The organism is Lysobacter korlensis (assembly GCF_042434515.1).
The window spans coordinates 111,131-137,277 of sequence record NZ_JBHLTG010000005.1; the positions used below are offsets into that span (position 1 = coordinate 111,131).

The 26,147-nt window shown below is 68.8% G+C and carries 27 protein-coding genes; 10 read left to right on the plus strand and 17 right to left on the minus strand.

What is annotated here, in order from left to right; all coding sequences use genetic code 11:
- Window positions 1-3: 3 nt before the first annotated feature.
- The 13 genes from ACFFGH_RS19875 to ACFFGH_RS19935 all read right to left on the minus strand — a co-directional run bounded on the left by ACFFGH_RS19875 (window position 4) and on the right by ACFFGH_RS19935 (window position 15,322).
- Complete coding sequence (locus ACFFGH_RS19875; protein ID WP_386671542.1) at window positions 4-1,590, minus strand: alpha-amylase family protein; 1,587 nt, start codon at window positions 1,588-1,590, stop codon at window positions 4-6.
- An 89-nt stretch (window positions 1,591-1,679) separates the two neighbouring features.
- Window positions 1,680-2,294: a TetR/AcrR family transcriptional regulator gene (locus tag ACFFGH_RS19880; protein WP_386671544.1), complete on the minus strand. Its 615-nt coding sequence runs from the start codon at window positions 2,292-2,294 to the stop codon at window positions 1,680-1,682.
- Between the two features lie 82 nt (window positions 2,295-2,376).
- The gene (locus ACFFGH_RS19885; RefSeq protein WP_386671546.1) at window positions 2,377-4,569 is read right to left on the minus strand and encodes an alpha-galactosidase; all 2,193 of its coding nucleotides are present in this window, start codon (window positions 4,567-4,569) and stop codon (window positions 2,377-2,379) included.
- Window positions 4,569-5,426: an SMP-30/gluconolactonase/LRE family protein gene (locus ACFFGH_RS19890; protein ID WP_386671548.1), complete on the minus strand. Its 858-nt coding sequence runs from the start codon at window positions 5,424-5,426 to the stop codon at window positions 4,569-4,571. Before ACFFGH_RS19890 ends, ACFFGH_RS19885 begins: the two co-directional genes overlap by 1 nt.
- Before the next feature lie 16 nt (window positions 5,427-5,442).
- A complete protein-coding gene (locus ACFFGH_RS19895; RefSeq protein ID WP_386672419.1) occupies window positions 5,443-6,228 on the minus strand; it encodes an SDR family NAD(P)-dependent oxidoreductase in 786 nt (261 codons plus the stop codon).
- Window positions 6,229-6,279: 51 nt separating this feature from the next.
- The gene (locus tag ACFFGH_RS19900; RefSeq protein WP_386671550.1) at window positions 6,280-7,305 is read right to left on the minus strand and encodes a Gfo/Idh/MocA family protein; all 1,026 of its coding nucleotides are present in this window, start codon (window positions 7,303-7,305) and stop codon (window positions 6,280-6,282) included.
- Window positions 7,302-8,267, minus strand: coding sequence for an ABC transporter ATP-binding protein (locus tag ACFFGH_RS19905; protein ID WP_386671551.1), 966 nt, complete (start codon window positions 8,265-8,267; stop codon window positions 7,302-7,304). The genes ACFFGH_RS19900 and ACFFGH_RS19905 overlap by 4 nt, the downstream gene beginning before the upstream one ends.
- On the minus strand, window positions 8,264-9,313 hold the full coding sequence (locus ACFFGH_RS19910; RefSeq protein WP_386671553.1) for an ABC transporter ATP-binding protein: 1,050 nt from the start codon (window positions 9,311-9,313) through the stop codon (window positions 8,264-8,266). The genes ACFFGH_RS19905 and ACFFGH_RS19910 overlap by 4 nt, the downstream gene beginning before the upstream one ends.
- Window positions 9,300-10,226 carry an ABC transporter permease gene (locus tag ACFFGH_RS19915; RefSeq protein ID WP_386671555.1) on the minus strand — a complete coding sequence of 309 codons (927 nt, stop codon included), beginning with the start codon at window positions 10,224-10,226 and terminating at the stop codon, window positions 9,300-9,302. Before ACFFGH_RS19915 ends, ACFFGH_RS19910 begins: the two co-directional genes overlap by 14 nt.
- Window positions 10,223-11,131, minus strand: coding sequence for an ABC transporter permease (locus tag ACFFGH_RS19920; protein ID WP_386671558.1), 909 nt, complete (start codon window positions 11,129-11,131; stop codon window positions 10,223-10,225). Before ACFFGH_RS19920 ends, ACFFGH_RS19915 begins: the two co-directional genes overlap by 4 nt.
- A gap of 6 nt (window positions 11,132-11,137) precedes the next feature.
- The gene (locus tag ACFFGH_RS19925; RefSeq protein ID WP_386671560.1) at window positions 11,138-12,832 is read right to left on the minus strand and encodes an ABC transporter substrate-binding protein; all 1,695 of its coding nucleotides are present in this window, start codon (window positions 12,830-12,832) and stop codon (window positions 11,138-11,140) included.
- 74 nt (window positions 12,833-12,906) lie between these two features.
- Window positions 12,907-13,557: an RraA family protein gene (locus ACFFGH_RS19930; protein WP_386671562.1), complete on the minus strand. Its 651-nt coding sequence runs from the start codon at window positions 13,555-13,557 to the stop codon at window positions 12,907-12,909.
- A complete protein-coding gene (locus ACFFGH_RS19935) occupies window positions 13,550-15,322 on the minus strand; it encodes a dihydroxy-acid dehydratase (protein WP_386671564.1) in 1,773 nt (590 codons plus the stop codon). The genes ACFFGH_RS19930 and ACFFGH_RS19935 overlap by 8 nt, the downstream gene beginning before the upstream one ends.
- An 87-nt stretch (window positions 15,323-15,409) precedes the next feature.
- Here ACFFGH_RS19935 and ACFFGH_RS19940 point away from each other — a divergent pair, with 87 nt between their 5' ends.
- On the plus strand, window positions 15,410-16,546 hold the full coding sequence (locus ACFFGH_RS19940; protein ID WP_386671566.1) for a DUF4185 domain-containing protein: 1,137 nt from the start codon (window positions 15,410-15,412) through the stop codon (window positions 16,544-16,546).
- Between the two features lie 222 nt (window positions 16,547-16,768).
- On the plus strand, window positions 16,769-17,902 hold the full coding sequence (locus tag ACFFGH_RS19945) for a DUF4185 domain-containing protein (protein ID WP_386671568.1): 1,134 nt from the start codon (window positions 16,769-16,771) through the stop codon (window positions 17,900-17,902).
- On the opposite strand, the gene ACFFGH_RS19950 is transcribed toward ACFFGH_RS19945, so the two are convergent.
- Entirely contained in the window at window positions 17,889-18,014 is a 126-nt protein-coding gene (locus ACFFGH_RS19950) for a hypothetical protein (RefSeq protein ID WP_386671570.1), read from the minus strand. The genes ACFFGH_RS19945 and ACFFGH_RS19950 overlap by 14 nt on opposite strands.
- Between ACFFGH_RS19950 and ACFFGH_RS19955 the strand changes: the two genes are divergently transcribed.
- Window positions 18,013-18,189, plus strand: a complete 177-nt coding sequence (locus ACFFGH_RS19955; protein ID WP_386671572.1) for a glycoside hydrolase family 20 zincin-like fold domain-containing protein — start codon at window positions 18,013-18,015, stop codon at window positions 18,187-18,189. The genes ACFFGH_RS19950 and ACFFGH_RS19955 overlap by 2 nt on opposite strands.
- A gap of 24 nt (window positions 18,190-18,213) precedes the next feature.
- Window positions 18,214-19,419 carry a Gfo/Idh/MocA family protein gene (locus ACFFGH_RS19960; RefSeq protein ID WP_386671574.1) on the plus strand — a complete coding sequence of 402 codons (1,206 nt, stop codon included), beginning with the start codon at window positions 18,214-18,216 and terminating at the stop codon, window positions 19,417-19,419.
- 30 nt (window positions 19,420-19,449) lie between these two features.
- On the opposite strand, the gene ACFFGH_RS19965 is transcribed toward ACFFGH_RS19960, so the two are convergent.
- On the minus strand, window positions 19,450-20,370 hold the full coding sequence (locus ACFFGH_RS19965) for a helix-turn-helix transcriptional regulator (RefSeq protein ID WP_386671576.1): 921 nt from the start codon (window positions 20,368-20,370) through the stop codon (window positions 19,450-19,452).
- A 98-nt stretch (window positions 20,371-20,468) separates the two neighbouring features.
- Here ACFFGH_RS19965 and ACFFGH_RS19970 point away from each other — a divergent pair, with 98 nt between their 5' ends.
- Window positions 20,469-21,350, plus strand: a complete 882-nt coding sequence (locus tag ACFFGH_RS19970; RefSeq protein WP_386671578.1) for a phytanoyl-CoA dioxygenase family protein — start codon at window positions 20,469-20,471, stop codon at window positions 21,348-21,350.
- A 114-nt stretch (window positions 21,351-21,464) separates the two neighbouring features.
- On the opposite strand, the gene ACFFGH_RS19975 is transcribed toward ACFFGH_RS19970, so the two are convergent.
- Window positions 21,465-21,863 carry a twin-arginine translocase TatA/TatE family subunit gene (locus tag ACFFGH_RS19975; protein ID WP_386671580.1) on the minus strand — a complete coding sequence of 133 codons (399 nt, stop codon included), beginning with the start codon at window positions 21,861-21,863 and terminating at the stop codon, window positions 21,465-21,467.
- A 93-nt stretch (window positions 21,864-21,956) separates the two neighbouring features.
- Here ACFFGH_RS19975 and tatA point away from each other — a divergent pair, with 93 nt between their 5' ends.
- From tatA to ACFFGH_RS19995, 4 genes are all read left to right on the plus strand, one after another.
- Window positions 21,957-22,148, plus strand: a complete 192-nt coding sequence (gene tatA / locus ACFFGH_RS19980; RefSeq protein WP_386671582.1) for a twin-arginine translocase TatA/TatE family subunit — start codon at window positions 21,957-21,959, stop codon at window positions 22,146-22,148.
- A 67-nt stretch (window positions 22,149-22,215) separates the two neighbouring features.
- The gene (locus ACFFGH_RS19985) at window positions 22,216-22,551 is read left to right on the plus strand and encodes a DMT family transporter (protein WP_386671584.1); all 336 of its coding nucleotides are present in this window, start codon (window positions 22,216-22,218) and stop codon (window positions 22,549-22,551) included.
- Window positions 22,544-23,200 carry a bifunctional 4-hydroxy-2-oxoglutarate aldolase/2-dehydro-3-deoxy-phosphogluconate aldolase gene (gene eda / locus ACFFGH_RS19990; RefSeq protein ID WP_386671586.1) on the plus strand — a complete coding sequence of 219 codons (657 nt, stop codon included), beginning with the start codon at window positions 22,544-22,546 and terminating at the stop codon, window positions 23,198-23,200. Before ACFFGH_RS19985 ends, eda begins: the two co-directional genes overlap by 8 nt.
- The gene (locus ACFFGH_RS19995) at window positions 23,197-24,153 is read left to right on the plus strand and encodes a sugar kinase (RefSeq protein ID WP_386671588.1); all 957 of its coding nucleotides are present in this window, start codon (window positions 23,197-23,199) and stop codon (window positions 24,151-24,153) included. The genes eda and ACFFGH_RS19995 overlap by 4 nt, the downstream gene beginning before the upstream one ends.
- Window positions 24,154-24,180: 27 nt before the next feature.
- On the opposite strand, the gene ACFFGH_RS20000 is transcribed toward ACFFGH_RS19995, so the two are convergent.
- Window positions 24,181-24,879: a GntR family transcriptional regulator gene (locus ACFFGH_RS20000; protein WP_386671590.1), complete on the minus strand. Its 699-nt coding sequence runs from the start codon at window positions 24,877-24,879 to the stop codon at window positions 24,181-24,183.
- An 83-nt stretch (window positions 24,880-24,962) separates the two neighbouring features.
- Here ACFFGH_RS20000 and ACFFGH_RS20005 point away from each other — a divergent pair, with 83 nt between their 5' ends.
- On the plus strand, window positions 24,963-26,072 hold the full coding sequence (locus tag ACFFGH_RS20005) for a mandelate racemase/muconate lactonizing enzyme family protein (protein WP_386671592.1): 1,110 nt from the start codon (window positions 24,963-24,965) through the stop codon (window positions 26,070-26,072).
- The last annotated feature ends 75 nt before the right edge of the window (window positions 26,073-26,147 follow it).

A 26,147-nucleotide genomic window follows, 5' to 3' on the forward strand; every position in this document is an offset into this window, starting at 1 on the left:
GGATCACGCCACTCCGTGCACGAATGGCTCGGCGCCCATCCGGTCTGACCAGTCGACGACGCGCTCCTCGTCGCCGACCCTCCACCGTCGCGGTGTGGTGGAGTACAGCTGATCGAGCGGTTCCACGCCGCCGTCGACCCCGCCGTCCAGGGCGACGGCCACGGCGTCCGCGACGTCCCGCCGGACCTCCGGGCTGAGGGAAGCCGGATCCAGGGAGAGGAAGAGTGCGGTGCCCGACGCCGCCACCAGCTCGAGGAATCGCCGGTTCAGCTCCCACGGCGTCGTCGGCGTTGCGGGCACGCAGTCCGCATCTGCCGTGAAGAAGCGGCCATGCTGGGCGAGCCGCATCGCGAGCGCGTTCACTCCCATGCGCCGGGTCCGCTCCCACTGCTTGCCGGAGGTGTCGTCGCCGATCCGGTTCACCGCGACGAGCCCCGCCGCCAGGTGTCCGACGGTATTGCATCCGATCACCACAGCGTCACCCGCGGCATCCGCGATGACCCGGTAGAAGTCCAGCAGGATCTCCGCGGTGGTGCGGGTGCGGTCGGCGAACGTGATCGCACCGGAGCCCATCCGGGCGCCGAAGGCCGGCGCGAAGGCCCCCGTGACGTCGAACGTGGAGAAGTCGTGCTTCACCAGCTCATAGCCCCAGCCCCGGAACCGGACGAGATCGTCGCGCACCTGCGCGAGCGTGCCGGGCAGGCTCGGGTCGAGCGGGAACCCCAGGTCGAGCGGCACGTCGTGCGCGAGCGGCGACCGCTCTCGCGTGAGGAGCGGGCGGTACCACAGGCCGGGCCGGGCGCCCTCGCTCCGGATCCGGTCGGCCACGCCCGACATGTCGCGGAAGCTGCCCTTCCCGCGGTCGAAGGGACCGCCGTCGGCCGAGCCGTCCCCGACGCCCCACCCCGCATCGATGACGGCGAACGGCCGCACCGGGTGGCCGCCCGCCAGCTCGACGATGGTCCGGGCGTCCTGCACCACGGCGTCCGCGTCGAACCCATGCCCATACGCGTAGTACCAGTTGTTCGAACCGACGACCGGACCGACCGCCACCGGAGCCTGCGGCGCCATCGCAGCAGTCAGCTCGGTCTGCGCGGCGAACGGTGTGCTCCCTGACTCGAGCCAGAGGACCGTCGCGAGCTCCACCTCGCGATCCCCCGGCTGAAGCCCCCGTTGACCTGACCGGGCATCGAGCCACAGCGTCACCCCGTCGACGTCGACGGTCCAGGAGGCCCAGGCACCGGGACCGGTGGCAACGCCCGCCCCGATCGTCGTGCCCGTGAATTCGTCGTGCGCGAGCCAGAACCAGGGCAGTGCCCGGTCGGGACGGATCCCCGTCCAGCCGGAGTCCCCGTAGGTCCGCTCCCACGCGTCGGCGAAGACGCGGGAGCGCTCGGGCACACCGGATGTCCACCGCAGCGCAAGGCGCGAGACCGTGTCCGCAGCGACGAGGCGGGCATCCCCGGTCCCGGTGTACTCGAGCACTGCGCCGCCGGCGTGCCATCGGCCCCCCCGGTCGGCGGCCGGCTCGAATGCACCGTCTGGCCGGGCCTGGATGAACACGGCGTCGGGCGGCCGCATCGTCGTCACGGTCAACTGGTCACCGATCGGCTCGGAGGACGGGCTGCTGAGCGGCAGGCTTTCCGCGCCACTCGGTGTTCATCACGACCTCGCGCTGCTCAGGCCCGGAGCGACGAGACGTAGTCGTCCAGGACGGCGCGAGCGGTCGAGACACTGACCGCGGAGTCGCCGATCACCGTCTGGAGCCCGAGTCCGTCGAGCAGGGCGACGAGCGTCAGCGCGGTGGAGCCGGGATCAACAGCACGGAACTCTCCCGACTCGACCCCCTCTGCGACGGTCTCAGCGAACGTGGAGCGCCATTCGGCGTACCGTTCGGAATGGAGGGCGGCAAGATCCGGCAGATGGGAGGCCCGCGCCCAATACTCGATCCAGAGGCGCCAGTTGCGCAGGGATTTGGCGCTCGACGGCAGAGCGGCGTCGATGAGGCACATCAAACGGTCGTGTGCGCCCGAAACGGACCGCGCGGACCGGATCGCGGAATTGGTGTAGCCGATCGACGCCTCTCGCAGCGCCGCGCCGAGCAACGCATCGATGCTCGGGAAGTGATAGGTCAGCGTGCCCGGGGAGATCCCGCACCGCGCCGCGACCGTTCGCGCCGACGCAGCCGGATAGCCGTGCTCCGCGATGATGTCCTGCGCCGCCTTCAAGATGAGCGCTCGTCTGACTTCGGGAGCGTGACGCTGACGTGTCGGTGCGTCTGCCTGAGTGGTCATCAGTTCCGCCGTCCAATCAGGTTCCGTGGCTGCGTGCCGATGCTATCGGACGCGGGAAGGCTGATTCTGGGCGGTCCGATGCTCATGCTGCGCCATCCTCTCGGTCGAGGGTGATCAGGCTGCTGCAGAAGTCGGCGCGGGAGAAGCGGACAGTGCCGCTCCTCGGGTTCGTGTCCGCACCCCGCCACAGGTCGATCCCCTGCACCATCAGCCACCGGCCGCTGAATCGGTCGCCGGTCTGTTCGTCCACATACGCGGCGTCCGGGTCGAGCCCGGCGAGCCGGAACAGGCGGCGTCCGCTGCCGAGCGAACGGCGCGGTTCGTATGCGAGCACCACCACCCGGCCCTCGAGCACATACTGCACGGCCGAGAGGTCGACCCCCGACTCACCGCCGAGCCGGTAGAGATCGCCGAACTGCACGGCGTCGCGGATGGTCTTGTACTGCGCCGTCAGCTCGGCCGCGGCTCGCAGGTCGTCGTCGCTCCACTCGAGGAGGTTCCCGCCGATGCCGAGGGTGCCTGCCATCGCGACGTGGAACCGATAGCTGAGCGGGATGTCGCGGCCGGTGAGCGGGTTCGGCGAATCGGTGACCCAGTTCGACATGGTCGTGGCCGGATACACCTGCGAGAAGCCGTGCTGAATCGACTGCCGGTCCAGGGCGTCCGTGTTGTCGGACGTCCAGAACATGTCCACCCGGCGCATCATCCCGAGATCGACGCGCCCGCCGCCGCCGCTGCACGACTCGATGAGCAGGGAGGGCTTCAGTTCGCGCAGCCGCTCCATGATCGAGTAGACCGCCTCCGTGTGACCGGACCACAGCGAGCCCGGGTCCTCGGTGTTCTCCGGCCATCCCGCCTGCGAGAAGGGACGGTTCATGTCCCACTTCAGGTAGTCGATGTCGTACTCGGTCACCAGCGACGACAGCCATCCCCACGCCCACTCCCGCACGTCGTCGCGGGCGAAGTTCAGGACGAGCTGATTGCGCAGCTCGCGTCGGGTGAGGTTGCGGAAGTGCAGCACCCAGTCCGGATGCGCCGCGTACAGGTCGCTGTCGCGGTTCACCATCTCAGGTTCGACCCACAGCCCGAACTTCATCGACCGGCTCCGCACGTGTGCGACCAGCGCGTGCAGGCCGTCCGGGAACTTCTCCGGATTGGGGTACCAGTCACCGAGACCGGCCTTGTCGTGAGTGCGGCGGCCGAACCAGCCGTCATCCACCACGAACAGCTCCGCGCCGATGGCGGCGGCCCTGTCGGCGAGCGCCATCTGACCCCCCTCGGTCACGGAGAATTCCGTCGCCTCCCACGAGTTGTAGAGCACCGGCTGGAGCGCCCCGGTGGTCGGGCGAAGCCGGCGAGTGCTGAACGTGTGCAGCTTCCGGGACGTCGCTCCGAAGCCGCCCTCCGTGACGATCCCGTAGCTGGACGGGGTGCCGACCACCTCGCCGCCGCGCAGCCGGCGGGTGACGCTCTCGTGCCCGGCTCCCGCCGTCACCGACACCCCGCCCTCCGGACGCCGCTGCGCGATCATCCGCCAGCTGCCGCTCCACGCCAGCGTCACCGCCCACACGCGGCCGGACTCCTCCCGCGCGCTGCCGTCGTCGATCATCAGCCAGGGGTTGGCGTGGTGCCCGGTGGTCCCGGTCCGGCTGGTGAAGCCGAGCTCGCCGAACGGCAGCTCCGCACGCACGAGCTGGTTCTCGGCGCCCCAATGCCCATGCACCGACGAGACGCGGTAGCGGTCCTGTTCGGGAAGCGGCCAGTTGGCCGAATCCAGCCGGCGGACCAGTACGTGCTCATCGGGCGTCCCGCCGTGCTCGAGCTCGAGCCACCGCTCGATCACGTCGTGGCCGGAGTGGACGCGGGAGCGAAGCCGGACCGCGACGGGAGAGAAGCGGTCCTCGAGCGTCAGGGTCAGGGTCGCCTCGTCCGGGGCACGCTCCACCGCAGAGCCGGTGAACCGGAGTTCCAGCTCGTTGCGGCCGTCCGGGAACTCGAGCTGGAGACCGACCGCGCCCCACCGCAGGCCGCCGGCCGCGAGCACCTCGTCGTCGGCCTCGGAGGGCCGGGATGAGCTCGTCCTCCAGCGCGGCGTGGTGCTGCCGAGCATCCGCGGCCAGTCCTGCTCCGGCAGCGTCGGCCCCCAGTAGCGCTGCACCGGAAGCCCGTCCTCACCCAATCCGATGGCGTACAGCGAGTGCTCCGTGCCGAGAACCCAGCCGTCCTGCTCCGGCAGCTCGCGAATGAACACCGAGGCACTCCCCTTCGTCAGCATCAGTACCCCCGCCACAGCGGAGCCGGCCGTCCGGGGATCGGAACGGTCGCCCGGAAGAGCGATCCCGCGGTGCCGGCGTGCTGGTCCCGGGCCGCGGTGGTGATGACCACGGTCCGCAGGTCCGGTCCGGCGAAGCATGCCGCCGTCACCTGGGCGGCCGGCACCTCCAGCACGGCGACGAGTTCCGCCTCGGCGTTGTACCGGCGGAGCTCGCCGGCGCCCCACACGGCAACCCATACACCGCCCGCGCTGTCGACTGCGAGGCCGTCGACGTCCTCGCCGCCGGCGTCGAGCCAGATGTCCGGAACACCGAGCGCGGCCGACACCGGGTCGAACGGAATGCGCAGCACGTGGTTGGGCCCCGAGTTGACGAGGTACAGGACGTCGTCGGCTGGCGTCCATCCGAGTCCATTGCCCGCCGTGAGCCCGTCGAGCTTCGGATCGAGCCCCTCGCTGGTGACGAGGTGGAGCGCGCCCAGCGGCGGCCCGGTCATTCCCTCGTCCTCCCGCATGGTGGCCGACCACAGACGGCCACGTGAATCCACACCGGAGTCGTTGAACCGGATGCCGGGGCGGTCGAGCGAACCGATCCTCCGGCTCGAGCCGTCAGCGCGGTCGATGGCGAACCAGGATCCGCCGACGGCGACCGCATCCGCCCGCACTCCGATCTCGTGCGCGCCGAGCGGTGCCGGGAACCGCTCGGTGGTGACTTCGGATCCGGCGAGCCCCGCCGCCTTCCGCTCACCGGTGTCGATGTCGATCCAGCGGATCGCGTTGCCGCGCCGGTCGTAGCGAGGGCTTTCGCCGAGCGAGTCGCCTGCCGCCACCCATTCCTCGGCGACGGAACGCTCCAGCATCAGGCGGGACCCCCGCTCACTGCGGCACTCGCTGTGCGGGCGGAACCCGCAGGCGGGTCAGTCCGGCGTCGACATGCAGGACCTCCCCGGTGGTGGAGCTGGAGCGGCTGTCGAGCAGATATGCGATCGCGTGCGCCACCTCGCGCGGTTCGATCAGCCGGCCCGAGGGCTGACGCGATTCGAGCGACGCCCGCTGGGACTGGGGATCGTCGGTCGCTTCGAGCAGACGGGCGACCCACGGGGTGTCCGTGGTGCCGGGCGACACCGCGTTCACCCGGATGCCTTCGGCGATCAGATCGGCCGCCAGCGAGATGGTGAGCGCCTGCAGCGCTCCCTTGCTGGCCGTGTACACCGCCCTGTTCGGCAGGCCGACTTCGGCGACGACCGAGCACGTGGTGACGACCGATGCGCGGCTCGAGCGGCGCAGGTGCGGCAGCGCGGTCCGCATCAGGCGGACGAACCCCATCACGTTGACGTCCACCACTGCGCGCCACTCCGCATCGTCGTTGTCCACGATCGTGCCGGAGGCGCCGATCCCGGCGTTGCTCACGACCCCGTCGAGTCCCCCGAGCAGTTCGACCGCCGTCGCGACCGCCGCTTCGACGCTCGCCATCTGCGTGAGGTCTGCGCTCAGGCACTCGAACAGCCCCGACGAGCTCCTGAGATCCACCCCGACGACGTGCGCGCCGCGGCTGACCAGCTCTGAGGCCGTCGCCAGACCGATTCCGGAGGCCGCACCGGTGACCAGGACACGAAGCCCGAGGATCCCCGCTTCCGTGCCGGAGCTGCTCGGCTGCCCCACAGATCGCAAACGTGTCTCCTCTCTCGACTGGATGGTTGTCTGGATCCGGAATCAGAATGGGTGCTTCACGACGGCGGTGACCTGGCCGCTCTGGAGCGACGCATAGATCGCCTCGAGTGTCTCGACGCAGCGGAGGCCGTCCTCGGCGGTGGGGTCGTCCCGGTCACCGGAGAGCACCCGCTGCGCGAACGCCCGGAACTCCTCCCGGTAAGCGTGCTCTTCGAGCCCTTCGAAACTGCCGAAGGACTCGAGCGTCGCAGCCGCGGATCGCTCCTGCCCCTCCCGCGAGGCGTGGGTCACCCTGCCGGTGCCCGGGTCCACGTGGATGGAGCCGCGCTCGAGGAGCACGGAGATCTGGAACGCCTCCTCGAAGGTGCGGAGGGGGTCGTGCTCCGCGACGAGCAGCGACGCCACCGCGCCGTTCTCGTAGCGAAGCGTCACGGAGATCGAGTCCTCGTACTCGGTGTAGTCGTCCGTCTTGGGTCCGGCCATGGCCATCACGCTTGCGACGTCCGATCCGGTCATCGCTCGCATCGTGTCGAGGTCATGGATGCCGGTCCAGTACAGCAGGCCGCCGCACGACTCCTTGCTCCTCCACCAGCCCGGCATCACCGGACACCAGTGGGAGCCTGCCACCTGGATCGCCATCACGTCGCCATAGTTCCCGCCGCGTGCCAGCTCGACGGCTCGCGCGTGGGTGGGGAACAGCTTCTGCATGTGACCGACGGTCAGCACCACCCCCGCGGCGCGGCAGGCGTCGATCATCGCCAGGCAGTCGTCCGATGTGACGGCGAACGCCTTCTCGCAGAAGACGTGGAGCCCCTTCCGCGCAGCGGCCTCCACGATGCCGCGGTGCGTGTCGTGCGGCGTGAGCACGACCACGGCGTCGCAGCCGGCGGGAAGCTCATCCATCGACTGCACAGCCGCCAGCCCCATCTCCTCGGCGCGCTTCCGACGCTCCTCCGACGGGTCGACGACCGCGACCACCTCGAGCTCTGGCACGTCGGCGAACACGCGCGTCATGAGCAGCTCCGCGAACCAGCCGAAGCCGATGAACGCCGCCTTCACGACGGTCACCGTGTGCGCTCCTCAAGTGTGAGCTCTCCGGGGAAGTGGCATGCTGCCAGCTGCGTCCCGCCGGTCCACACCGGCGCGAGCACGGGGTCGTCCCGCTCGCACAGCCCCTGCGCGCGGGGGCAGCGCAGACGGAAGGCGCAGCCGCTCGGCGGGTTCAGGGCCGACGGCGACTCCCCCTGCAGCACGATCCGCTCGGTGAGGCTGCGGAGCCCCGGCGCCGCGGACAGCAGCGCCTGGGTGTACGGATGCTGTGGGTTGCCGAGGACCTCCTCCCTCGTCCCCGTCTCGACGACGCGGCCCAGGTACATGACGGCGACGTAGTCCGCGATCTCACTGACGACCGCGAGGTCATGCGTGATGAAGATGAAGCCGACCCCGAGGCGTTCCTGCAGGTCGCGGATGAGGTTGAGCACCTGCGCCTGGATCGAGACGTCCAGTGCGGACACGGCCTCGTCGCAGATCACGAACTCCGGCTCGAGGGCCAGCGCGCGCGCGATCGCCACCCGCTGCCGCTGACCGCCGGACAGCGCCGATGGGAGCGAGTGCTGGTACTCCGTGCTGAGACCCACCAGCTGGAGGAGCTCCGCCACCTTCTGGTCCCGCTCACGCCGGGTGCCGACCCGATGCACATCCAACGGCTCGCGGATCGCCTGCCGGATGGTGCGCCGCGGATCGAGCGAGGAGTAGGGGTCCTGGAACACGAACTGGATTCTGCGCCGGAGATCGAACATCCGCCGGTTGTTCGCCTTGAGAAGGTCTTCCCCATCGAGGAGCACGCTGCCATCGGTCGGCTCGATCAGGCGGGCGATGGCTCGGGCGGTGGTGGACTTCCCGGATCCTGATTCTCCGACGATCGCGAGCGTCTCTCCCGGCCGCACCCGCAGATCGACCCCGCGGACCGCATGGAGCGGACCTCGGGGCGTCGCGAACTCGTGGCGAAGTCCGGTGACCTCGAGCATCATGCGGGTGCCCCCAGCAGTTCCGGCGCCTCTTCGGCGCGGTGGCACGCCACAAGCCGCTCGTCGACGAGTCGCAACTCCGGCACGGCCTTCGTGCAGATCTCGAGCGCGAGAGGACACCGCGGGGCGAACGGGCATCCCGGCGGTCTCGCCTTCGCGAGCGGGGGGGAACCCGGGATGGTCGGCAGTCGGCGTTTGGGACTCGAGGGGTCGAGGCCCGGCTGCGACGCGATGAGCGCGTGGGTGTAGGGGTGACGAGGCACGGAGAGCACCGTGTCGGCGGCGCCGGTCTCGACGATGCGTCCGGCATACATGACGGCGAGCTCGTGCGCGAAGCCGGGGACGATACCGAGATCGTGGGTGATGAACACGACGCTCATGCCGCGCTGCTCGGACAGGGTTCTGAGCAGCTCGATGATCTGGGCCTGCACCGTGACGTCGAGCGCGGTGGTGGGTTCGTCCGCGATCATCAGGCTGGGCTCACTCGCCAGAGCCATCGCGATGGCGACACGCTGGCGTAAGCCACCCGAGAGCTGGTGTGGGTAATCGTTCGCGCGGATCGCAGGGTCTGGGATGCCGACCTCGCGCATGCGCTCGATCGCCTGGGCCCACGCCTGCTTCCGGTCGCGGGTCCGCGACCTCGCCGCCTCGGCGACCTGACTGCCGGCGGAGAACACCGGCGAGAGTGCCGTGAGCGGGTCCTGCTGCACCATGGAGACGAGCGGCCCGCGCACCTTCCTCCACTGCTGCGGCGAGAGTCGCGCGAGGTCCACGCCGCCCAGCCGCAGCACGTCCGCCTTCGACCGGAGCGGGTAGTCGACGAGCCCCATCAGCGCCGTCGCGGTCAGGCTCTTGCCAGACCCCGATTCACCGACCAGGGCGAGACGCCTCCCGGGCGCGAGCGACAGGTCGACTCCGTCGATCAGATCGACCGAATTGCCGCCCGAGCCGATCGACACCCGGAGCCCGCGCACCTCGAGCCCGGCGCCGTCCGCCGGATCGGCCGTCTCCGGCCGCGGGTCGCGAACCGATCTATTAGATGGTGACACGGGGATCGACTTTCAGTCGGATGAGGTCGGCGAGAAGGTTGAGGACCAGGATGAAGACGGATCCGACGATCACGCACCCCATCAGCAGCGGAATGTCGTTCTGGCGGAGCGCCTGGAACGAGGTGAGTCCGATGCCCGGCCAGGAGAACACCGACTCGATCAGCACGGCTCCCCCGAGGAAGTACCCGAGGTCGATCGCGAGCATCGTCAGCACCGGCCCCGATGCCGCCCGGAGCGTGTGGACCAGGAGGATCCGGCGCGGCGACATCCCCTTCGCACGAAGGCCTCGCACCACATCGCTCCGCAGGAACTCGTAGGCCTCCGAGCGCATGATCCGGCTGGTCCACGCAGCTCCCGCCAACCCGAGGGTGATGGAGGGCAGCACGATGGATAGGAAGCTCCCAGTGCCGCCGAGCGGGAATATCGGCCACGTGTAGGCCAGGAGGAAGAGCAGCACGAGTCCGACCCAGAACCCGGGCAGCGCGATGACCATCAGGGAACCGGCGAGGCTGACGCGGTCGAACGTCTTCCCCGCGCGTGCGGCGGCGAGCAGCCCGATCGGGACGCCGACCCCGATCTGGAAGAGAATGGCGCCCGCGGCGAGCGCCGCAGTGAACGGCAGACGTTCGCTGATGATCTCGACGACCGGTCGGCGCTGTGCGTAGGAGTACCCCAGATCAGCGGTCGCCACGTTGCCGAGGTACCGGACGTACTGGACAGGGATAGGGTCGTTGAGCCCGAGCTCCTCACGCACGATCTCGATCTGCTCGGGGGTTCCCTTCGGTCCGACCACGGAGCGGGCCGGATCCTGCGGGACGGCGAACGTGAGTGCGAACGTGAAGGTGAAGACGGCGAAGAGCGTCAGCAGCAGTCCGACGATGCGGCTGAGCACATACCGGACCTTGGGCTTCACAGCACGACCGCCTTCTCGGCGGGCCGGCCGGCGTTCTGGATCCCCTGTCCGAGGAGGTAGAAGCCGATGCTGAGGCTGGCGAGACAGAGCCCGGGCACGATGATCAGCCACGGGTAGAAGAACTGGTCCCTCGCCTCGGCGAGCATGAGTCCCCACGAGGGCGTGGGGGGCTGGATGCCGAATCCGAGGAACCCGAGCCCCGCCTCCAGCAGCACCATGAAGGCCGCGTTCATCGTGAAGTAGACGACCAGGAGGGGCTTCAGGTGCGGCACGATGTGGGTCGCGGCGATCCGCCACCTGCCCGCCCCGACGGAGAGCGCCGCCTCGACGAAGAGCATCTCGCGGAGCCGGAGCGTCTCGCCGTAGATGACCCGTGCGGTGTAGGTCCAGGAGAACGCGACGATCGTGAGGATGAGGACGGTGGTCGACGAGCCGAAGGTGGAGATGACAGCCATGGCGATGAGGAAGCCGGGAAGCACCATGATCGCCTCCGTGATCCGCATGAGCACGTACTCGACCTTGCCGCGCATGACGCCGGCGAGGACGCCGACCATCGTCGCGAACACGAGCGCGATCGCGTTCGGGACGAGCGCGATGATCATGGCGACCCGGGCGCCGTGGACGATCCGGGCGAAGAAGTCGCGGCCGAGGGAGTCGGTGCCGAGCACGAACGACCCGGTCCCCGGCGCCAGCGGCTCACCGAGGATGGTGAGGCCGCCCTCGAGGATCCGGATCGGGTCGGCCGAGGTCAGGACGGTCGGGAACAGCGCGCAGAAGGCCCAGAACGCCACCAGCAGCGCCCCGACGATGAAGTCGGGCCGAGCGAGCCCTCGAAGTATCTGGAGCCCGCCGCGGCGACGAGTGGTCGCCGCGGCGGGTGCAGCCAGTGCAGCTGTTCCGGACAAGGTCGCTTAGGCCCCGGTCTTCCAGTAGCGGTCCCAGTAGGTCCGCAGGATCGGCTCGTAGTAGAAGTTCTGCAGCTGCTCCGAGATGAACGTCGGGGCACTGTCGACCCCCACGAACAGGTACGGCGCGTCCTCGAGCAGGAGCCGCTCGATCTCGGCGTACATCTCCCCGCGCTTGTCGCGATCAGCCTCCGAGACGGCGGCCTTCCCGAGCTCGTCGATCTTCTCGTTCGAGTACTGCTTGAAGTTCGACGGCGCGCCGGTCCGGATGAGGGAGGAGAACAGCTCCGACGGGTCCGGAAGACCCATTCCCCAACCCATGGCCCACATCCGGTACTGGTTGGGCAGCTCCATTCCGATGTCATACGGGTTCACGCTGAGTGTCTTGATGTCGACCGTGATCCCGACGTCCTTCAGATCCTGCTGCAGCAGCTGCGCCGTTGTGGTGTCCTCACCGAACACCGGCAGGGTGAACGAGATGTCCGTCGCGCCGGCCTCCTCGAGGAGGGCACGGGCCTTATCGGGGTCATACTCGTACACCGGCGCTGACTCGTTGTACCCGAGCAGGCCCTCGGGGTAGAAGTGACCGTCGGGCACGATGCCGAGCGGAACCAGCTTCTCCTTGTTGAAGGCGTGGTTGACGGCCTTCCGCACGCGGATGTCGTCGAAAGGGGGCTTGGAGATATCCAGCTCGAAGTAGGTCAGCGTGAAGGAGCTCCACTCCTTGAACCGTTCGGCCTGTTCGGCGTTCTGCTTGATCCGGGGGATCGCCGACGCCGGCACCGCGTACGTCGCATCCGCCTCATTCTTCGCCACCTGGAGGTAGGCGATGTCAGCGCCGACGTTCCACCGGTACTCGACCTCGTCGAAGTACGGCAGCTCCTCCGCCCAGATGTAGTCCTCATTCCGCTCGAAGACGATGGTGCTGGCGCCGGCGTCCCACGACTTCAGCTTGAACGGCCCGCAGCCGACGGGGTTCTCGGGCCACTTGTCGCCGAGGCGCTCGACCTCTTCCTTCGGGAGCACGTAGAAGGGCGGAATCCCCAGCACGCCGAGAATGGTGACATCGGGCTGCGTGAGCTTCAGGACCAGCGTGCGCTCGTCTTCTGCGACGATCCCGGTGATCTCGTCTGCCGAGCCCTCGACGAACTCGGCGTGGCCCTCGACGGAGCCGAGGAAGCCCTGCACCCAGGAGCCGATCTCCGCCGAAGTCGACCGCTCGAAGGTCCACTTGAAGTCCTCCGCGGTGACAGCCCGGCCGTTGTGGAAGTTCACGCCCTCGCGAAGCTTGAAGGTGTAGGTGAGACCGTCCTCGGACAGATCGACCGACTCGGCCACGTCCAGCTGCGGCTCCGCCTCGGGCCCATAGAACGTGAGCCCACGGAAGACGTTCTGCAGACCGTAGTAGTCACCCTGCCCGTACGCCAGCGGCGGGTCGTACGTCAGCGTGGGGTCCTCCCATAGCACGATGCCGCGGCCGCCTCGGATGCCCCCTTCCCACGGAGGTCCGGGGATCTCGGGGTTGGAGCCCGACCCTCCCCCGGTGCTCGTGGGGTTCGGTGTCGTGCCGCCACCCGGGCTGCAGGCGGCGAGGGTCGCTGCCGCGCCGGTGATGCCGGCGACCTGCAGGAAGCGGCGCCGGTCCACGGCATACGAGTTGATGGCCGCCCAGACCGAGGCGGTTCTCGTTGCTTCGTCCATCAGTTCTCTCCTTTGAGATGTGAAAGGTAACTCAGGTGGTGCTCGCGCCGGTTCCGGCGACGCGTATTTTCGGGTTAGAACACTCCGTACTTCGTCCAGACATCATGAATGTGCATTCCGGCGATGAGGTCCTCGCGAGCGCCCTGCTCCAGGGGCTTCTTCTTGGACACCAGCTCCGCCACCTCGTCCACGGCCGCGGCCGGAACGAAGATCACCCCGTCCACATCGGCGACGATCAGGTCGCCTCTCTCGACGGGTACGCCTGCGAATTCGATGGGGGCGCCGTGCGTGTTCACCCGCGCACGCGCCTTGGTGTCGAGCGGCGAGGTGTCCGCGGCGAACACCGGGAATCCGAGTTCCTCGATCTGCAGCGCGTCGCGGACGCAGCCGTCGACCACCGCCCCGACCGCCCCGCGGCCGATGGCACCGCACGAGAACAGCTCTCCCCAGGCCGCGGCCCGGCTGCCCGGATCGACGGCGTAGACCCCGACGTCGCCGGGCGACATCGCCGCGAGCGCGTCCATCTCACCCGCGTACGGCTCCGCCGGATCCGTGAGGTCCTCGATCACCGAGACCGGGTACACCCGACCGACTATTCGCGCCCCCTTGAAGAGGGGCTTCACCCGTGAATGCGCGGTCTGCTCCCGGAAGCCGAGCGCGTCGAGGGCGTCGGCGACGAGCGCGCTCGTCGCGTTCTGCAGGGCGGATGGCACCGTGTCAGTCACCGAGCACCCACCCTTCGATGAGGCCGAGCGGGAGGTCCGGCGGCTCTTCTCCGTCGATCGCCCGCAAGACGCCGAAGTCCGCACCGCGGTGCGCCTGCTCGACCTGGTCGAGGTAGATCGCGCCGTACCCGCGGCGGTAGTGGCGCTTCGCCGGAGGCCGCTCCGCGATGCGCTGCGCCATCTCCTCATCGCTGATCTCCACCTCGAGCAGGCCCGCCTCGACATCGATCCGCACCATATCGCCGGTCTGCACCGCGGCAATGGGACCGCCGACCGCGGCTTCCGGGGAGACGTGCACGATCATCGCGCCGTGCGAGCCGCCGGAGATCCGGGAGTCAGAGATGCGGATCATGTCCTTCACGCCCTGATCGACGAGCTTGCCGGGGATGGGGATGTGGCCCCACTCCGGCATGCCCGGCGCTCCGACGGGGCCGCCGCCCTTCAGCACGATGACGTGCTCCGAGGTGATGGGCAGGTCCGGGTCGTCCAGCTTCTCGTTCAGCTCGTAGACGTTCTCGAAGACGAAGGCTGGGCCGTAGTGGGTGAACAGCTCCGGGTCGGCGGCACTTCGCTTCATGACCGCGCCGTGCGGGGCGAGGTTCCCCTTCAGCACGGCGATGGCGCTGCACGGCGTGATCGGATCCGAAGACGGGCGGATGACGTCGTGGTCGAGCGAGCGCCGGCCCTCGAGGTTCTCGCCCACCGTCTTGCCGGTGACGGTGATCGCGTCGCGATTCAGCAGCGGCGCCATCTCCGCCATCAGCGCCTGCACTCCGCCGGCGTAGAAGAAGCGCTCGAGCAGGTGCTCGCCGGACGGGCGGAGGTTCGCGAGCACCGGGATGTCCTGCTCGGCAGCGAAGTCGTCGAGCGTCAGCGGCACGCCGAGCCGGCCTGCGACGGCGAGCAGGTGCACCACCGTGTTCGTCGACCCCCCGATCGCCATGATCACCCGGATGGCGTTCTGGAACGCCTCCTTCGTCATGATGTCGCGCGGCTTCACCCCAGCCTCGGCAAGCTCGACGGCGCGCCGCCCGGAGCGTTCGGCGAGCACGAGCCGGCGGGAGTCGACGGCCGGGATGGCGGCGTTGTCGGGGAGTGCGATGCCCATCGCCTCGCCGGCGACGGCCATCGACATCGCGGTGGCCATCTCCATGCAGTGGCCGACGCTGCGGCAGAGCGACGACTCGAAGTCCCGGTACTCCTCCTTGCTGACCTTCCCGGCGCGCACGTCATAGCTCACCCGCCAGAAGTCGGTGCCGGAGCCCGCTTCCTTCCCCTGCCAGTTCCCGACGAGCGCCGGGCCCCCGGTGACGAGGATCGCGGGCACGTTGGCGCTCGCGGCGCCCATGAGCACGGCCGGCGTCGTCTTGTCGCAGCTCGCCAGCAGCACCACCCCGTCGAGCGGGTGGGCATGGATGCTCGACTCGACGTCCATCGCCGCGAGCTGGCGGTACATCATGGCGTTCGGCTTCATGAGCGTCTCGGACAGCGACAGCACTGGGAACTCCAGCGGGACGCCGCCGGCCTGCAGGATGCCCCGCTTGGCCGCGTCCGCGAGTGCGCGCAAGTGCACGTTGCAGCCGACGAGCTCGCTCCAGGTGTTCGCGATTCCGATGACCGGGCGACCCAGGATGGCCTCGTCGGAGAACCCGTTCGGCTTCAGCCAGGCACGGTGGTTGAAGCCGTTGATGTCGTCGCCGTCGAGCCAGTAGCTGCTCCGCCGGCGGCGCTTCTGCGGGGGCTTGTCGTCCTCGCGATCGGTCATCTACTGGGCTCCATGCTCCGTTGCCTTGTCGTACGGTCGTACTATATGGTCGGGTTCAAATCGCCGTCAACCGCAGTTTGGACACGAATGCCTAACGACAAGACCGTGCATCCCCGGTTCCGCCGCAGTGAGCTGTTCGCGGGCCTGGAGTGGCTGACCGAGAGCTCTCGCTTCGAGGGCACGAACTCGGACATGCACTGGGTGGCCTGGACGGAGAACGGGAACCTGTTCACCGTCGATGACGACGGACAGAACTTCGGCAGCCCGTGGAACTTCGCGAACCTGATGCGCGTCGAGGGCACGCCCCCGAACCATGTGGTGAGCCTGATCAGCCAATTCCCCGAGCTCGTCCGGCCCGAGGGGGACCGCTGCCGCCGTTACGTCGACGGCGCGGTCGCCGTGGGGTCGCGCATCTACGTCGCGGCCTACGACTACGACAACCTGGTGCCCGGCTACGAGGAGCGGGAGAGCGTCATCGGGCTCCTCTCCGTGAACAGCGGCGTCGCCGCGATGATGTATTCGGACGACGAGGGGACGACCTGGCAGAACGTGCCGTCTCCGGAGGACGGGCCGGAGTCGTACTTCCTGGGACCGAAGTTCGCCGGCCTCGCGTTCGTGCAGTTCGGCCCCGGCGCCACGCAGATCCCGGAAGCGCACGGCGACTACCTCTACGCGCTGTCCAACGACGGCAACTGGGAGACCGGGGACCACGTGTTCCTCGCCCGGGTGCCGAAGGACAGCATCCTCGACCGCTCGGCCTGGGAGTTCTTCGCCTCCCCCGGTGAGGGTGCGATCTCGATCGAGGAGCCGATCTGGTCCAAGGACGAGCACGCCGCCCGCCCCATCCTCCGCGACCCCGGTCGGATCGGCCACCCGACGATGACCTACGTCCCGGCGCTGAACCGGTTCCTGCTCAGCTACAGCACCGACCCCGTCCCGCACACCCTGAACACCCCACGCGAAGTCGCCCTCAAGACCTGGGACCAGACAGCCGAGCTGCTGCTCTTCGAAGGCCCCACCCCGTGGGGCCCATGGGGACTGATCCACCACGACGAAGCCTGGGAGCACCCCCACACCCCCTACCTGCCCCAGATCCCCGGCAAGTGGTTGGACGAGGACGGGCAGGGCGGCTGGATGATCTTCTCCGGCGACTACGTCATCCCCAACTGCGAAGGCGAGTACTACGGGTTCATGACCCGGCGCTTCCGCCTCACACCCCGATAACGGCCCGCACGAGACGGCGACGCCTTCACCACCGGCGCGCCCCGCCGGCATCACTCGTTGGCGACTGTTTCCGGAGCGCGCCGACGTCAGATGATGCTCGACGATCCTCGATCTGCGAGGACCGCGTTCGGTCACCCGCCAGGGTCCCGGACATCCATTGCTTGTCGTACGCTCGTACTATAAGGTCGGTGTCGAACCCCCTCATCCACAGGTTGGAGACGAATGTCGAAGGAATCCCTCCACCCCCGTTTCCGTCGCAGCGAGCTGTTCGCAGGCCTGGAGTGGGTGACCGAAAGCTCTCGCTATGAGGGCACCAACTCTGACATGCACTGGATCGCCTGGACCGAGAGCGGGGAGCTGTTCACCGTCGATGACGACGGGCAGAATTTCGGCAGCCCTTGGAACTTCGCGAACCTGATGCATGTGGAGGGGACGCCTCCGCATCACGTGGTGAGCCTGGTCAGCCAGTTCCCCGAGCTCATCCGGCCGGACGACCCGAGATGCCGTCGCTACGTGGACGGCGCGGTCGCCGTCGGGTCGCGGATCTTCGTCGCCGCCTACGACTACGACGACGCGGTCCCGGGGTATGAGGAGTCCCTCGGCGTCGTGGACCTGATCTCACCCAATGGCGGGGTCGCTGCGCTGATGTACTCCGATGACGAGGGCGCGACCTGGCAGAACGTGCCATCGCCCGACGCCGGCCCGGACGAGTACTTCCTCGGCCCGAAGTTCGCCGGCCTCGCGTTCGTGCAGTTCGGCCCCGGCGCCACCCAGATCCCCGAAGCGCACGGCGACTACCTCTACGCCCTGTCCAACGACGGCAACTGGGAGACCGGCGACCACATCTTCCTCGCCCGCGTCCCGAAGGACAGCATCCTCGACCGCTCGGCCTGGGAGTTCTTCGCCTCCCCCGGTGAAGGCGCGATCCAGCTCGACACACCGGCCTGGGGGAAGGACGAGCACGCCGCGCGGCCGATTCTCCGGGACCCCGGCCGGATCGGCCACCCGACGATGACCTACGTCCCGGCGCTGAACCGGTTTCTTCTCACCTACAGCACCGACTCCGTCCCGCACACCCTGAACACCCCGCGCGAGGTCGCCCTCGAGACCTGGGTGAAGCGCACCGAGCTGCTCGTCTTCGAAGGTCCCACCCCGTGGGGCCCATGGGGACTGATCCATCACGACGACGCCTGGGAGCACCCCCACACCCCGTACCTGCCCCAGGTCCCCGGCAAATGGCTCGACGAGGACGGACACGGCGGCTGGATGATCTACTCCGGCGACTACACCGTGCCCAACTGCGAGGGCGACTACTACGGCTTCATGACCCGACGCTTCCGCCTCACACCCCGGTGAGCGGTCCGGAACCACGCGCCCGCAGTTCGACCTCGACGCCCGCGCTGATCCCGCAGCCACGACGGATCGAGCTGTTGCCCGGGTCCTCCCGCTTCGCCGGGGAGTCGAACATGCACCCGTCGATCGACGAGGACCTCGGCGCGGAAGCGTACGGGATCACGATCGACGGCAGCGGGATCAGGATCCGCGGTGGGGATCCCGCCGGCGTCTTCTACGCGCGACAGACCCTCCGGCACCTCTGCGGGGATCGCCCGGCCGACCAACCCGCCTCACACCCATCGCTGTAATCCCTCGAGACAAGGAAGTCCTCTATGCCGTTTTCGATTGGCATCGTCGGCGCCGGTCAGTTCTCCGGCCATTTCGCGACCCTGTTCAATCTGCACCCCGGCGTATCGCGAGTCGTCGTCACCGACCTCTTGAGCGAGCGAGCCGAAGCCCAAGTGCAACGACTCGGGCTCGACGGCACTGTGGACAGCTTCGAGAAGATGCTGGCCGATGAACGCATCGACGCGGTCGCGATCTTCACGCAGCGCTGGACTCATGGACCCCTCGTCGTCCAGGCGCTTCGCGCCGGCAAGCACGTGTATTCGGCGGTGCCCATGGCCATCACCGAAGAGGAGATCGCGGCGATCATCGAAGCGGTCCGGGACACCGGCCTGATTTACATGATGGGCGAGACGAGCTTCTACAACCCAGCCACCGTCTTTGCTCGGCAGCAGCTCGCAGCGGGCAGATTCGGTCGCGTCTTCTACAGCGAGGGTGACTACGTCCACGACATGGACATCGGCTTCTACGACGCCTACCGATTCAGCGGGGGCCCGGAGTGGAAGCGCACCGCCAGCTACCCGCCGATGCTGTACCCGACGCACTCCATCGGCGGTGTCCTCGGCGCCGTCCCCACACATGCCGTGAGCGTCAGCTGCATCGGCATCAAGGACGACCGCGGTGACGGCGTCTTCGATCGGGACATCAGCATGTTCGGGAACGACTTCTCGAACGCCATAGCGCTGTTCGAGCTGGCTGATGGCGGCGCCATGCGCATCAACGAGCTGCGCCGTGTCGGCCACCCCTCACGACTGCGCGAGAGCCGATTCCGCTTCTTCGGCACGGAGGGAAGCTTCGAGCAGCTCGCGACCATCTCGGTCTGGCAGGACAAGGACAATCTCGAGGATGTGAGCGACCTGCTGGCGACGAGTGAGTCGATGGATCGAGACGACCCGGCGCTCGCCGACGTCTCGCCGGCCTTGAGGGACTCGTTCATCTCCGGGCATGCGCGCATTCACGACACGTCGCGTCTTCCCGTCGAGTTCACGGGGGCGCACAACGGCCATGAAGGCTCACACCACTTCCTCGTCGACGACTTCGTCACGGCCGTCAACGAGGGCACGCTTCCCCCGGTCAATGCGTGGGTGGCGGCTCGATTCACGCTGCCCGGAGTGGTGGCGCATCAGTCGGCGTTGCGCGGCGGCGAGCGTCTTCGGATTCCAGACTTCGGAGACGCGCCACATCCCGATTGAGGCATGCGCTGTTCCCGACCGGCGCCCCCGTCACCGGGTGAGCAACTGCCAGACCGGCATCAGTCCGGCCGTGGTCAGCGGGGACAGCGGGTCCCCCGCGCCTGCTCTCAGGTTGCGGTACCGCCCGGGCGGTTGCCCGTACGCCGCAGAGAAGCGCCGGGAGAAGTAGAACGGGCTCACGAAGCCCGCCTCTCGGCTCACCTCCTCGACGTTGAGATTGCTGCGCTGCAGGGCGATCGCCGCCCGTCCGAGCCGGACGAGCTCGAGCGCGTGGATCAGTCCGACTCCGAAGCTCTTGCTGAACTCCCGCGAGAGATGCGCCGATGAGACGCCGGCCGCCTCGGCGATCTCCGCGAGCGAGAGGATGCGATGGCCATCGTTCCTCCAGGCCTGCCGGACGAAATCCAGGGCCGCGGCGATCAGCGGCGACATCGACGCCGGAGCGGGACCCGGAACGGGCCCGCTCAGGAGAAGGTCCACGAACAGGGCCACCATCTCGTCGCTGCGCCGGCGGCCCTCATCGGAACCGGCCCTCGCCAGCGCCAGCAGGTAGTCCGTGAGCGCGCCGAGCGGCTCCGCGCGGGCGAGTTCGCGGACGGGGGGCACGTCGCTGCCAACCAGACGGTCGAGGATCGCACGCTCCGCCGCGGGGTCGACTTCGAAGTGCACCCAGGCGTGGGACGCTCCGTGCACGGCGTCCCACTCGTACAGTTCGTCGGTGCCGCGGATCCCGAGCGCAACCGTCCCGGGCTCCAGCCGCACGCTTGCGAGATGCTCCTCCGCGGCGCCCATCGTCGCCGACGGGCGACGCACCGTCCACCGCGCCGAGCCCGTCAGCATCCAGACCAGCTCGTAATCCGTCATCCGCCTGGGCCCGAACCGGGCGCCCGGCGAGTACGAGGAGATGTTCACCGTGGACGACGGCCGCAGGGCGCCGGGCGCGAACATCATGATCAGACATGCTACTGCGGCGATGAGCCATTTGTACGCCCGTACGAGAACGCGAGAATTGGAGCGCACCATCCGATCACCGAGAAGGGATGACGTCGATGACGATGACCTCCAGCCGGGCACGTCCGGCACAGGACGCGGCGGGCACCGCGCTCCTCGAGCAGTACCGCCGCGACGGGTTCGTCGTGCTCCCGGACGCCTTCACCCCGGACGAGGTGGAGCGGCTCAACCGCGAGGCCGTCCGGATCTGCAGGAACGACTCCCTCGTCGCGGCGACGGGTGTTCCTGGCACGGCGTCTGAGGCGGACCTGCTCCGCCGCTACCTCTGCATCCACTACCCGCACAAGGCCTCGGAGGTCGCGCTCGAGGCAATGCGGAACCGGCGCATCGTCGACGTGCTGACCACCGTGATCGGGCCGAACGTCAAGGCCATGCAGTCGATGCTGTTCATCAAGTCGGAGGGGAAGCCCGGACAGGCATGGCACCAGGACGAGCACTTCATCCCGACCCGGGACCGGTCGCTCACCGCGGCGTGGATCGCGCTCGATGATGCGACCATCGAGAACGGCTGCCTCTGGGTGATCCCCGGCTCGCACGAGCGGGGCGTGCTGTACCCGGACCGCGAGCAGGACGATCCTCGCTTCGACTGCACGAATGAGGCGTACGACTTCCCGTACACCGAGTCCGACGCGGTTCCCGTTGAGATCCCGGCGGGCAGTGCCCTGATCTTCAACGGCTACCTGCTGCACCGCTCGCTCCAGAATTCCGGCAAGCACGGCTACCGGCGCGCGCTGGTAAACCACTACATGAGCGCGGAGTCGCTCCTGCCCTGGAGGGAGGCGTCCGGCGCGCACTTCGGCGAATACGACTTCCGGGACATCGTGCTCGTGGCCGGCACCGATCCGTATGCCTGGAAGGGCACGAGTGAACTCTCGAAGCCGCATTCCCGGCCGGAGAAGGACGGCGGCTGTGACCGATGACGGCCCTGCCGTCGCGGTGGACCGGTGCCCAGCTGCATGACCCGGCGCTTCCGACTCACTCCGAAGACCTGATCGGGGCTGCGCGGACGGAGTCCGCCACCGGGCGCGCCGAGGTCACGGGGCATTCGGCTTTCGGGCCGGGCGGCTGAAGCCTCCGCCGAGGGCGAGGCCGCCGGTCTTCGAAGAGGGAGGCTTCGGGACCGGCAGCGGGTCGAACTCGTCTGCCGCCGTCGCCGGCCGCCCGGGCTCCTGCGCGGCAGCGGGGTCATCCGTCAATGCCTCCCGGATGATGCGCCGGGGATCGTACTGACGCGGGTCCAGCTGCTTCCAGTCCACGTCGAAGTCCGGGCCCAGTTCTTCCGCGGCACGAGCCTTCGCCTGACCGACGAAGCTCTTCGCCTGCTTGGTGAGACGGCCGAGCTGGTAGGCGTAATGGGGCACGCGCTCGGGACCGACCAGGAAGACCGCGATCACCGCGATCACGAAGAGCTTCTCCATGGTCAGTCCGCCCATGGCGAGATTCTACGGAATTATTCGCACTGTCGTACGATTATTTTGGTACCGTGGACTCCTGAATGCGACTCGACAGGACAAGGACGTACCCGCATGTTCGCAAACCTGAGCGGATGGCACATGCTCATCCTTCTCGCCATTGTTCTCCTGCTCTTCGGTGCGCCGAAGCTTCCGGCACTCGCCCGCAGCGTGGGGCAGTCGATGCGCATCCTGCGGACCGAGGTGAACACGCTCAACGATGGCGACGCCGCCGAGCCTGCCCGGAACTCAGCCGCCGAGAGATAGGCGCAGCCTCTCTCATCCAGCCCTGGCCGCGGAGCGCCCGGAGCGAGCAGAGAAGGGGTGACGCTTCATGGCTTGGGTATTCCTGAGCGCAGCGATCGCGTTCGAGGTCGCGGCGACGAGCCTCATCGGACTCACCGACGGCTTCAAGCACCTCTGGTGGACCGTGGCCGTCCTGTCGGGGTACGGGGTGTCGTTCTACATGCTGGCGCAGGCGGTTCGCGAGCTCGAGATCGGTCTCGTCTACGCGATCTGGTCCGGAGTGGGCACCGCCGCCATCGTCACCATCGGCATCGTGTTCCTCGGCGAGAGCCTCACGTTCCCCAAGCTCCTCGGCATCGGCCTCATCGTGGCCGGCGTGCTCGTGCTCAACGTCATGGGAGGGACCAGCGCCACCCATGCCTGAGCATCCGATTCGAGACGGCGCGGCCGTGTTCGATGCGCTCGACACGGTCCGCATCCTGCCCCTTCTCGTCCTCGACGACGCGGAACCCGCTTCCGCCACGGCGTCAGCCCTCCTCGCCGGCGGCATCCGATGCGCCGAGATCGCACTGCGCACGGAAGCCGCCATCCCGGCGATCGCGGCGGCGTCTCGGGTACCGGGCTTCCTGGTGGGTGCAGGCACGGTGCTGACCCCGGATCAGGTGGACGCGACGGTCGCCGCAGGGGCCCGGTTCATCGTCAGCCCCGGTCTCGACGAGCGGGTGGTCGTCCGGGCGCGCGACCTCGGCGTGGCCGTTCTCCCCGGGGTGGTCACCGCGACCGAGGTGCAGCGAGCCCTGACGCTCGGTCTCGACCGCCTCAAGTTCTTCCCGGCGGAGGCGAGCGGGGGCCTCGCCGCCATCACCGCCCTCGCCGGGCCGTTCCCTACCGTGCGCTTTCTGCCCAGTGGCGGTGTAACCGAGGCGAACGCACCCGACTATCTGAGAAGCGCCGCCGTGTTCGCGGTGAGCGGAAGCTGGATGGCTTCGCGGGATGCGATCGCAGCGCGGGATCTCTCAGCCATCGAGGGCGCCGCCCGCCGCTCAGCCGCGCTGGCCCGCGATCCGCGATGACCGGCACCGGACGCGTACTCACCCTCGGGGAGGGGCTGGGCGTACTGCGGACAGGCAGCGTCGGGTCCGTTGCCACGGCGTCGGCGCTCGACGTCGGCACGGGGGGCGCCGAGCTGAATGTGGCGATCGGCCTCGCCCGCTTGGGCACCGCGGTCACCTGGGTCGGACGGGTGGGCGACGACGGCATCGGACGCCGGGTGCTGCGAGAGCTTCGCGCTGAGGGCGTCGACGTGAGGGCGGCCGTGGATCCGGAGGCCCCGACCGGACTCCTGCTCAAGGAGTTCCCCATTCCGGGACGCTCCGTCGTCAGCTACTACCGGGCAGGGAGCGCCGGCAGCCGGCTCTCTCCAGATGATCTGTCACCGATCCACTGGAGCGGCGTGGCGCTCCTGCACGTCACCGGGATCACCCCGGCGATCTCGCCCACGGCGAGCGCTGCAGTCGACGCCGCGATCGATGCGGCGTCCGCGGCCGGTGCCGCGATCTCATTCGATGTGAACCATCGATCGCGACTGTGGTCGGCAGCGGACGCTGCCCCGGTCTACCGGCGCCTCGCGCAGCGCGCGACCATCGTCTTCGCGGGTGAGGACGAGGCCTCGCTGCTCGCGCCCGGCGCCCGCCGGGATGCGGAGACGCTGATGCGCGCGATCGCCTCCTCTGGGGTGCGCGAGGTGATCCTCAAGCGCGGTGCGCTCGGCGCATCGGCGCTGGTCGACGGCGAGCGCTTCACCCGCGACGGTGTGCCGATCTCGGCCGTCGACACGGTCGGTGCGGGGGACGCGTTCGTCGCCGGGTACCTGGCGGAGCTCCTCGCCGGCTCGGACGTCCCCGGGCGCCTCACCACCGCTGTGCGCACCGGGGCCCTCGCCTGCCTGCATCCCGGCGACTGGGAAGGAGCGCCACGGCGAGCGGACCTTGCCCTTCTCGATGACGGAGAGCCGGTTCATCGCTGACCGGCTCGCATCACAGGCAGCTCCCATTCACCCTTCGGTCACGCGGCGGATCCCCGCGATGAGCTGATCGCGGCGGCCCTCGAGGTGACGCCGCACGGCGGACGCCGCGGCGTCGGAGTCGCGCGCCGTCAGCGCTGCCAGGATCTCCCGATGGTCGTGGTAGGCCGCCGCATCCTCCGTCCGGTCCGCATAGACACCGCGGAAGTACGCATGGCGAAGCACGGCGTGCGTCTGGTTCCAGAGGGGCGAGAGACACGCTTCGATCCGCGCCATGCCGCTCGCGCGGGCGATCTCTCGATGGAAGTCGAAGTCCACCTCGAAGTCGCGCCGATGTGGATCCCGGTGCGTCGCCGATCGCTGCTCCATCTCGGACTGCAGCTCTCCGAGCCTCCGCAGCTGCTCATCCGTGACCCGGACCGCGGCGTGGTGAGCCGCGAACTCCTCGAGCACGGCCCGGATCGTGTAGAGCTCCACCACATCGGCCACGTCGAACGACGCGACCACCCGGCGGCCGTTCGCCGCAGCGACGGTGGCGAGTCCATCCGCCTCCAGCTGGCGCAGTGCAGCACTGATCGTCGTGCGCGAGACGCCGAGCCGGGTGCGGAGCTCCTCCTCGCCCAGGTCGTCGCCGGGTGCCAGCTCGCCGGTGAAGACGAGGTCGTACAGCGACTCGAGCGCCCACTCGGTCAGAGCGCGACGCTGGGGACGTCCCAGGTTCTCGGGCACGGTTCCTCGTTTCTGCATGCAGAATACAGCATGCTAGTTTAGATCCGGATGATCAAAGCGGATCGCCCGTCAAGGGAGGAACGATGCTCGAGCACCCCGTGGTCAGCGCGGACGTGTCCTGGATCCAGTTGAAGCTGGATGCGCCCATCACCGACGCGACCCACGAGCTGCACGTCCTTGATTTCGTGGTCCTCGAGCTGACCGACGCGGCGGGGAACGTGGGGATCTCATATCTGCTCGGACTGGGCTATGCGACCGACGTGCTGTTCGGCATCACTGCCGACGCGTCGCGCAAGGCGATCGGCGCCTCCGCCTCTCGGCGGAACGAGGTGTGGCACGACCTCCATGAGGGGTACGAGTACATCGGCCGCGGAGGGGTCGCCGCCTGGGGCCTGGCCGCCGTCGACGTCGCTCTGTGGGACCTGTACGGCAAGCAGACCGGGCAGTCGGTCCTCTCCTTGCTCGGCGGGGCGCGAGCCGCCGCGCCGGCGTACGGGTCCGGCGGCTGGCTCACCTACTCGGTCGAGGATCTGATCGCCGAAGCGAACCATTACCTCGACCGGGGTCTCGGTGCCTACAAGATGAAGGTCGGAAGGGGGGTGCGGGAGGATGCAGAACGGGTGCGCGCCGTCCGGGCGTCGCTCGGCTCCGTCCCGCTCATGATCGACGCGAACCAGGGATACCGCCTGCCGGAAGCCGCGTCGCTCAGCCGGATGGTGGAGGACCTGGAGGTCAACTGGTTCGAGGAGCCGCTTCGCGCAGAGGACCTCGCTGACTACGTGACCCTTCGGGCGCGTTCCTCCATTCCACTGGCGATGGGTGAACGCGCGTTCCTGCCCGACGGGCTCGGCCGCTCGATCGATGCACGAGCCGTCGACGTCGTCATGCCCGACGTCGCCAGGATCGGCGGCGTGCGGGGCTGGCTCGACACCGCCGGGCACGCGGCCACCCAGCGCCTCGAGGTCTCACCCCACTACTACCGGGAGTTCGACGCGACCCTGGTGTGTGCCACTCCGGGCGCGAGCTTCGTCGAGAATTTCTTCTGGACCGACCCGGTCTTCGTCTGGGAAGCCAGGTACGCCGACGGCACCGTCACCCCGCCCGACGAGCCAGGCTTCGGTCTGCATCTGAAAGACTCGGCGCGCGCCGACCTCTTGGTGCGCCACGCGCACATCGACGCCGGCTCGGCGTGAGTGCGGCGTGCCCGGCCAGGACGTGATGGCCTGCCCCGGGCACCACCGGCGCGGGTGCGGGAGCCCCGATCTCAA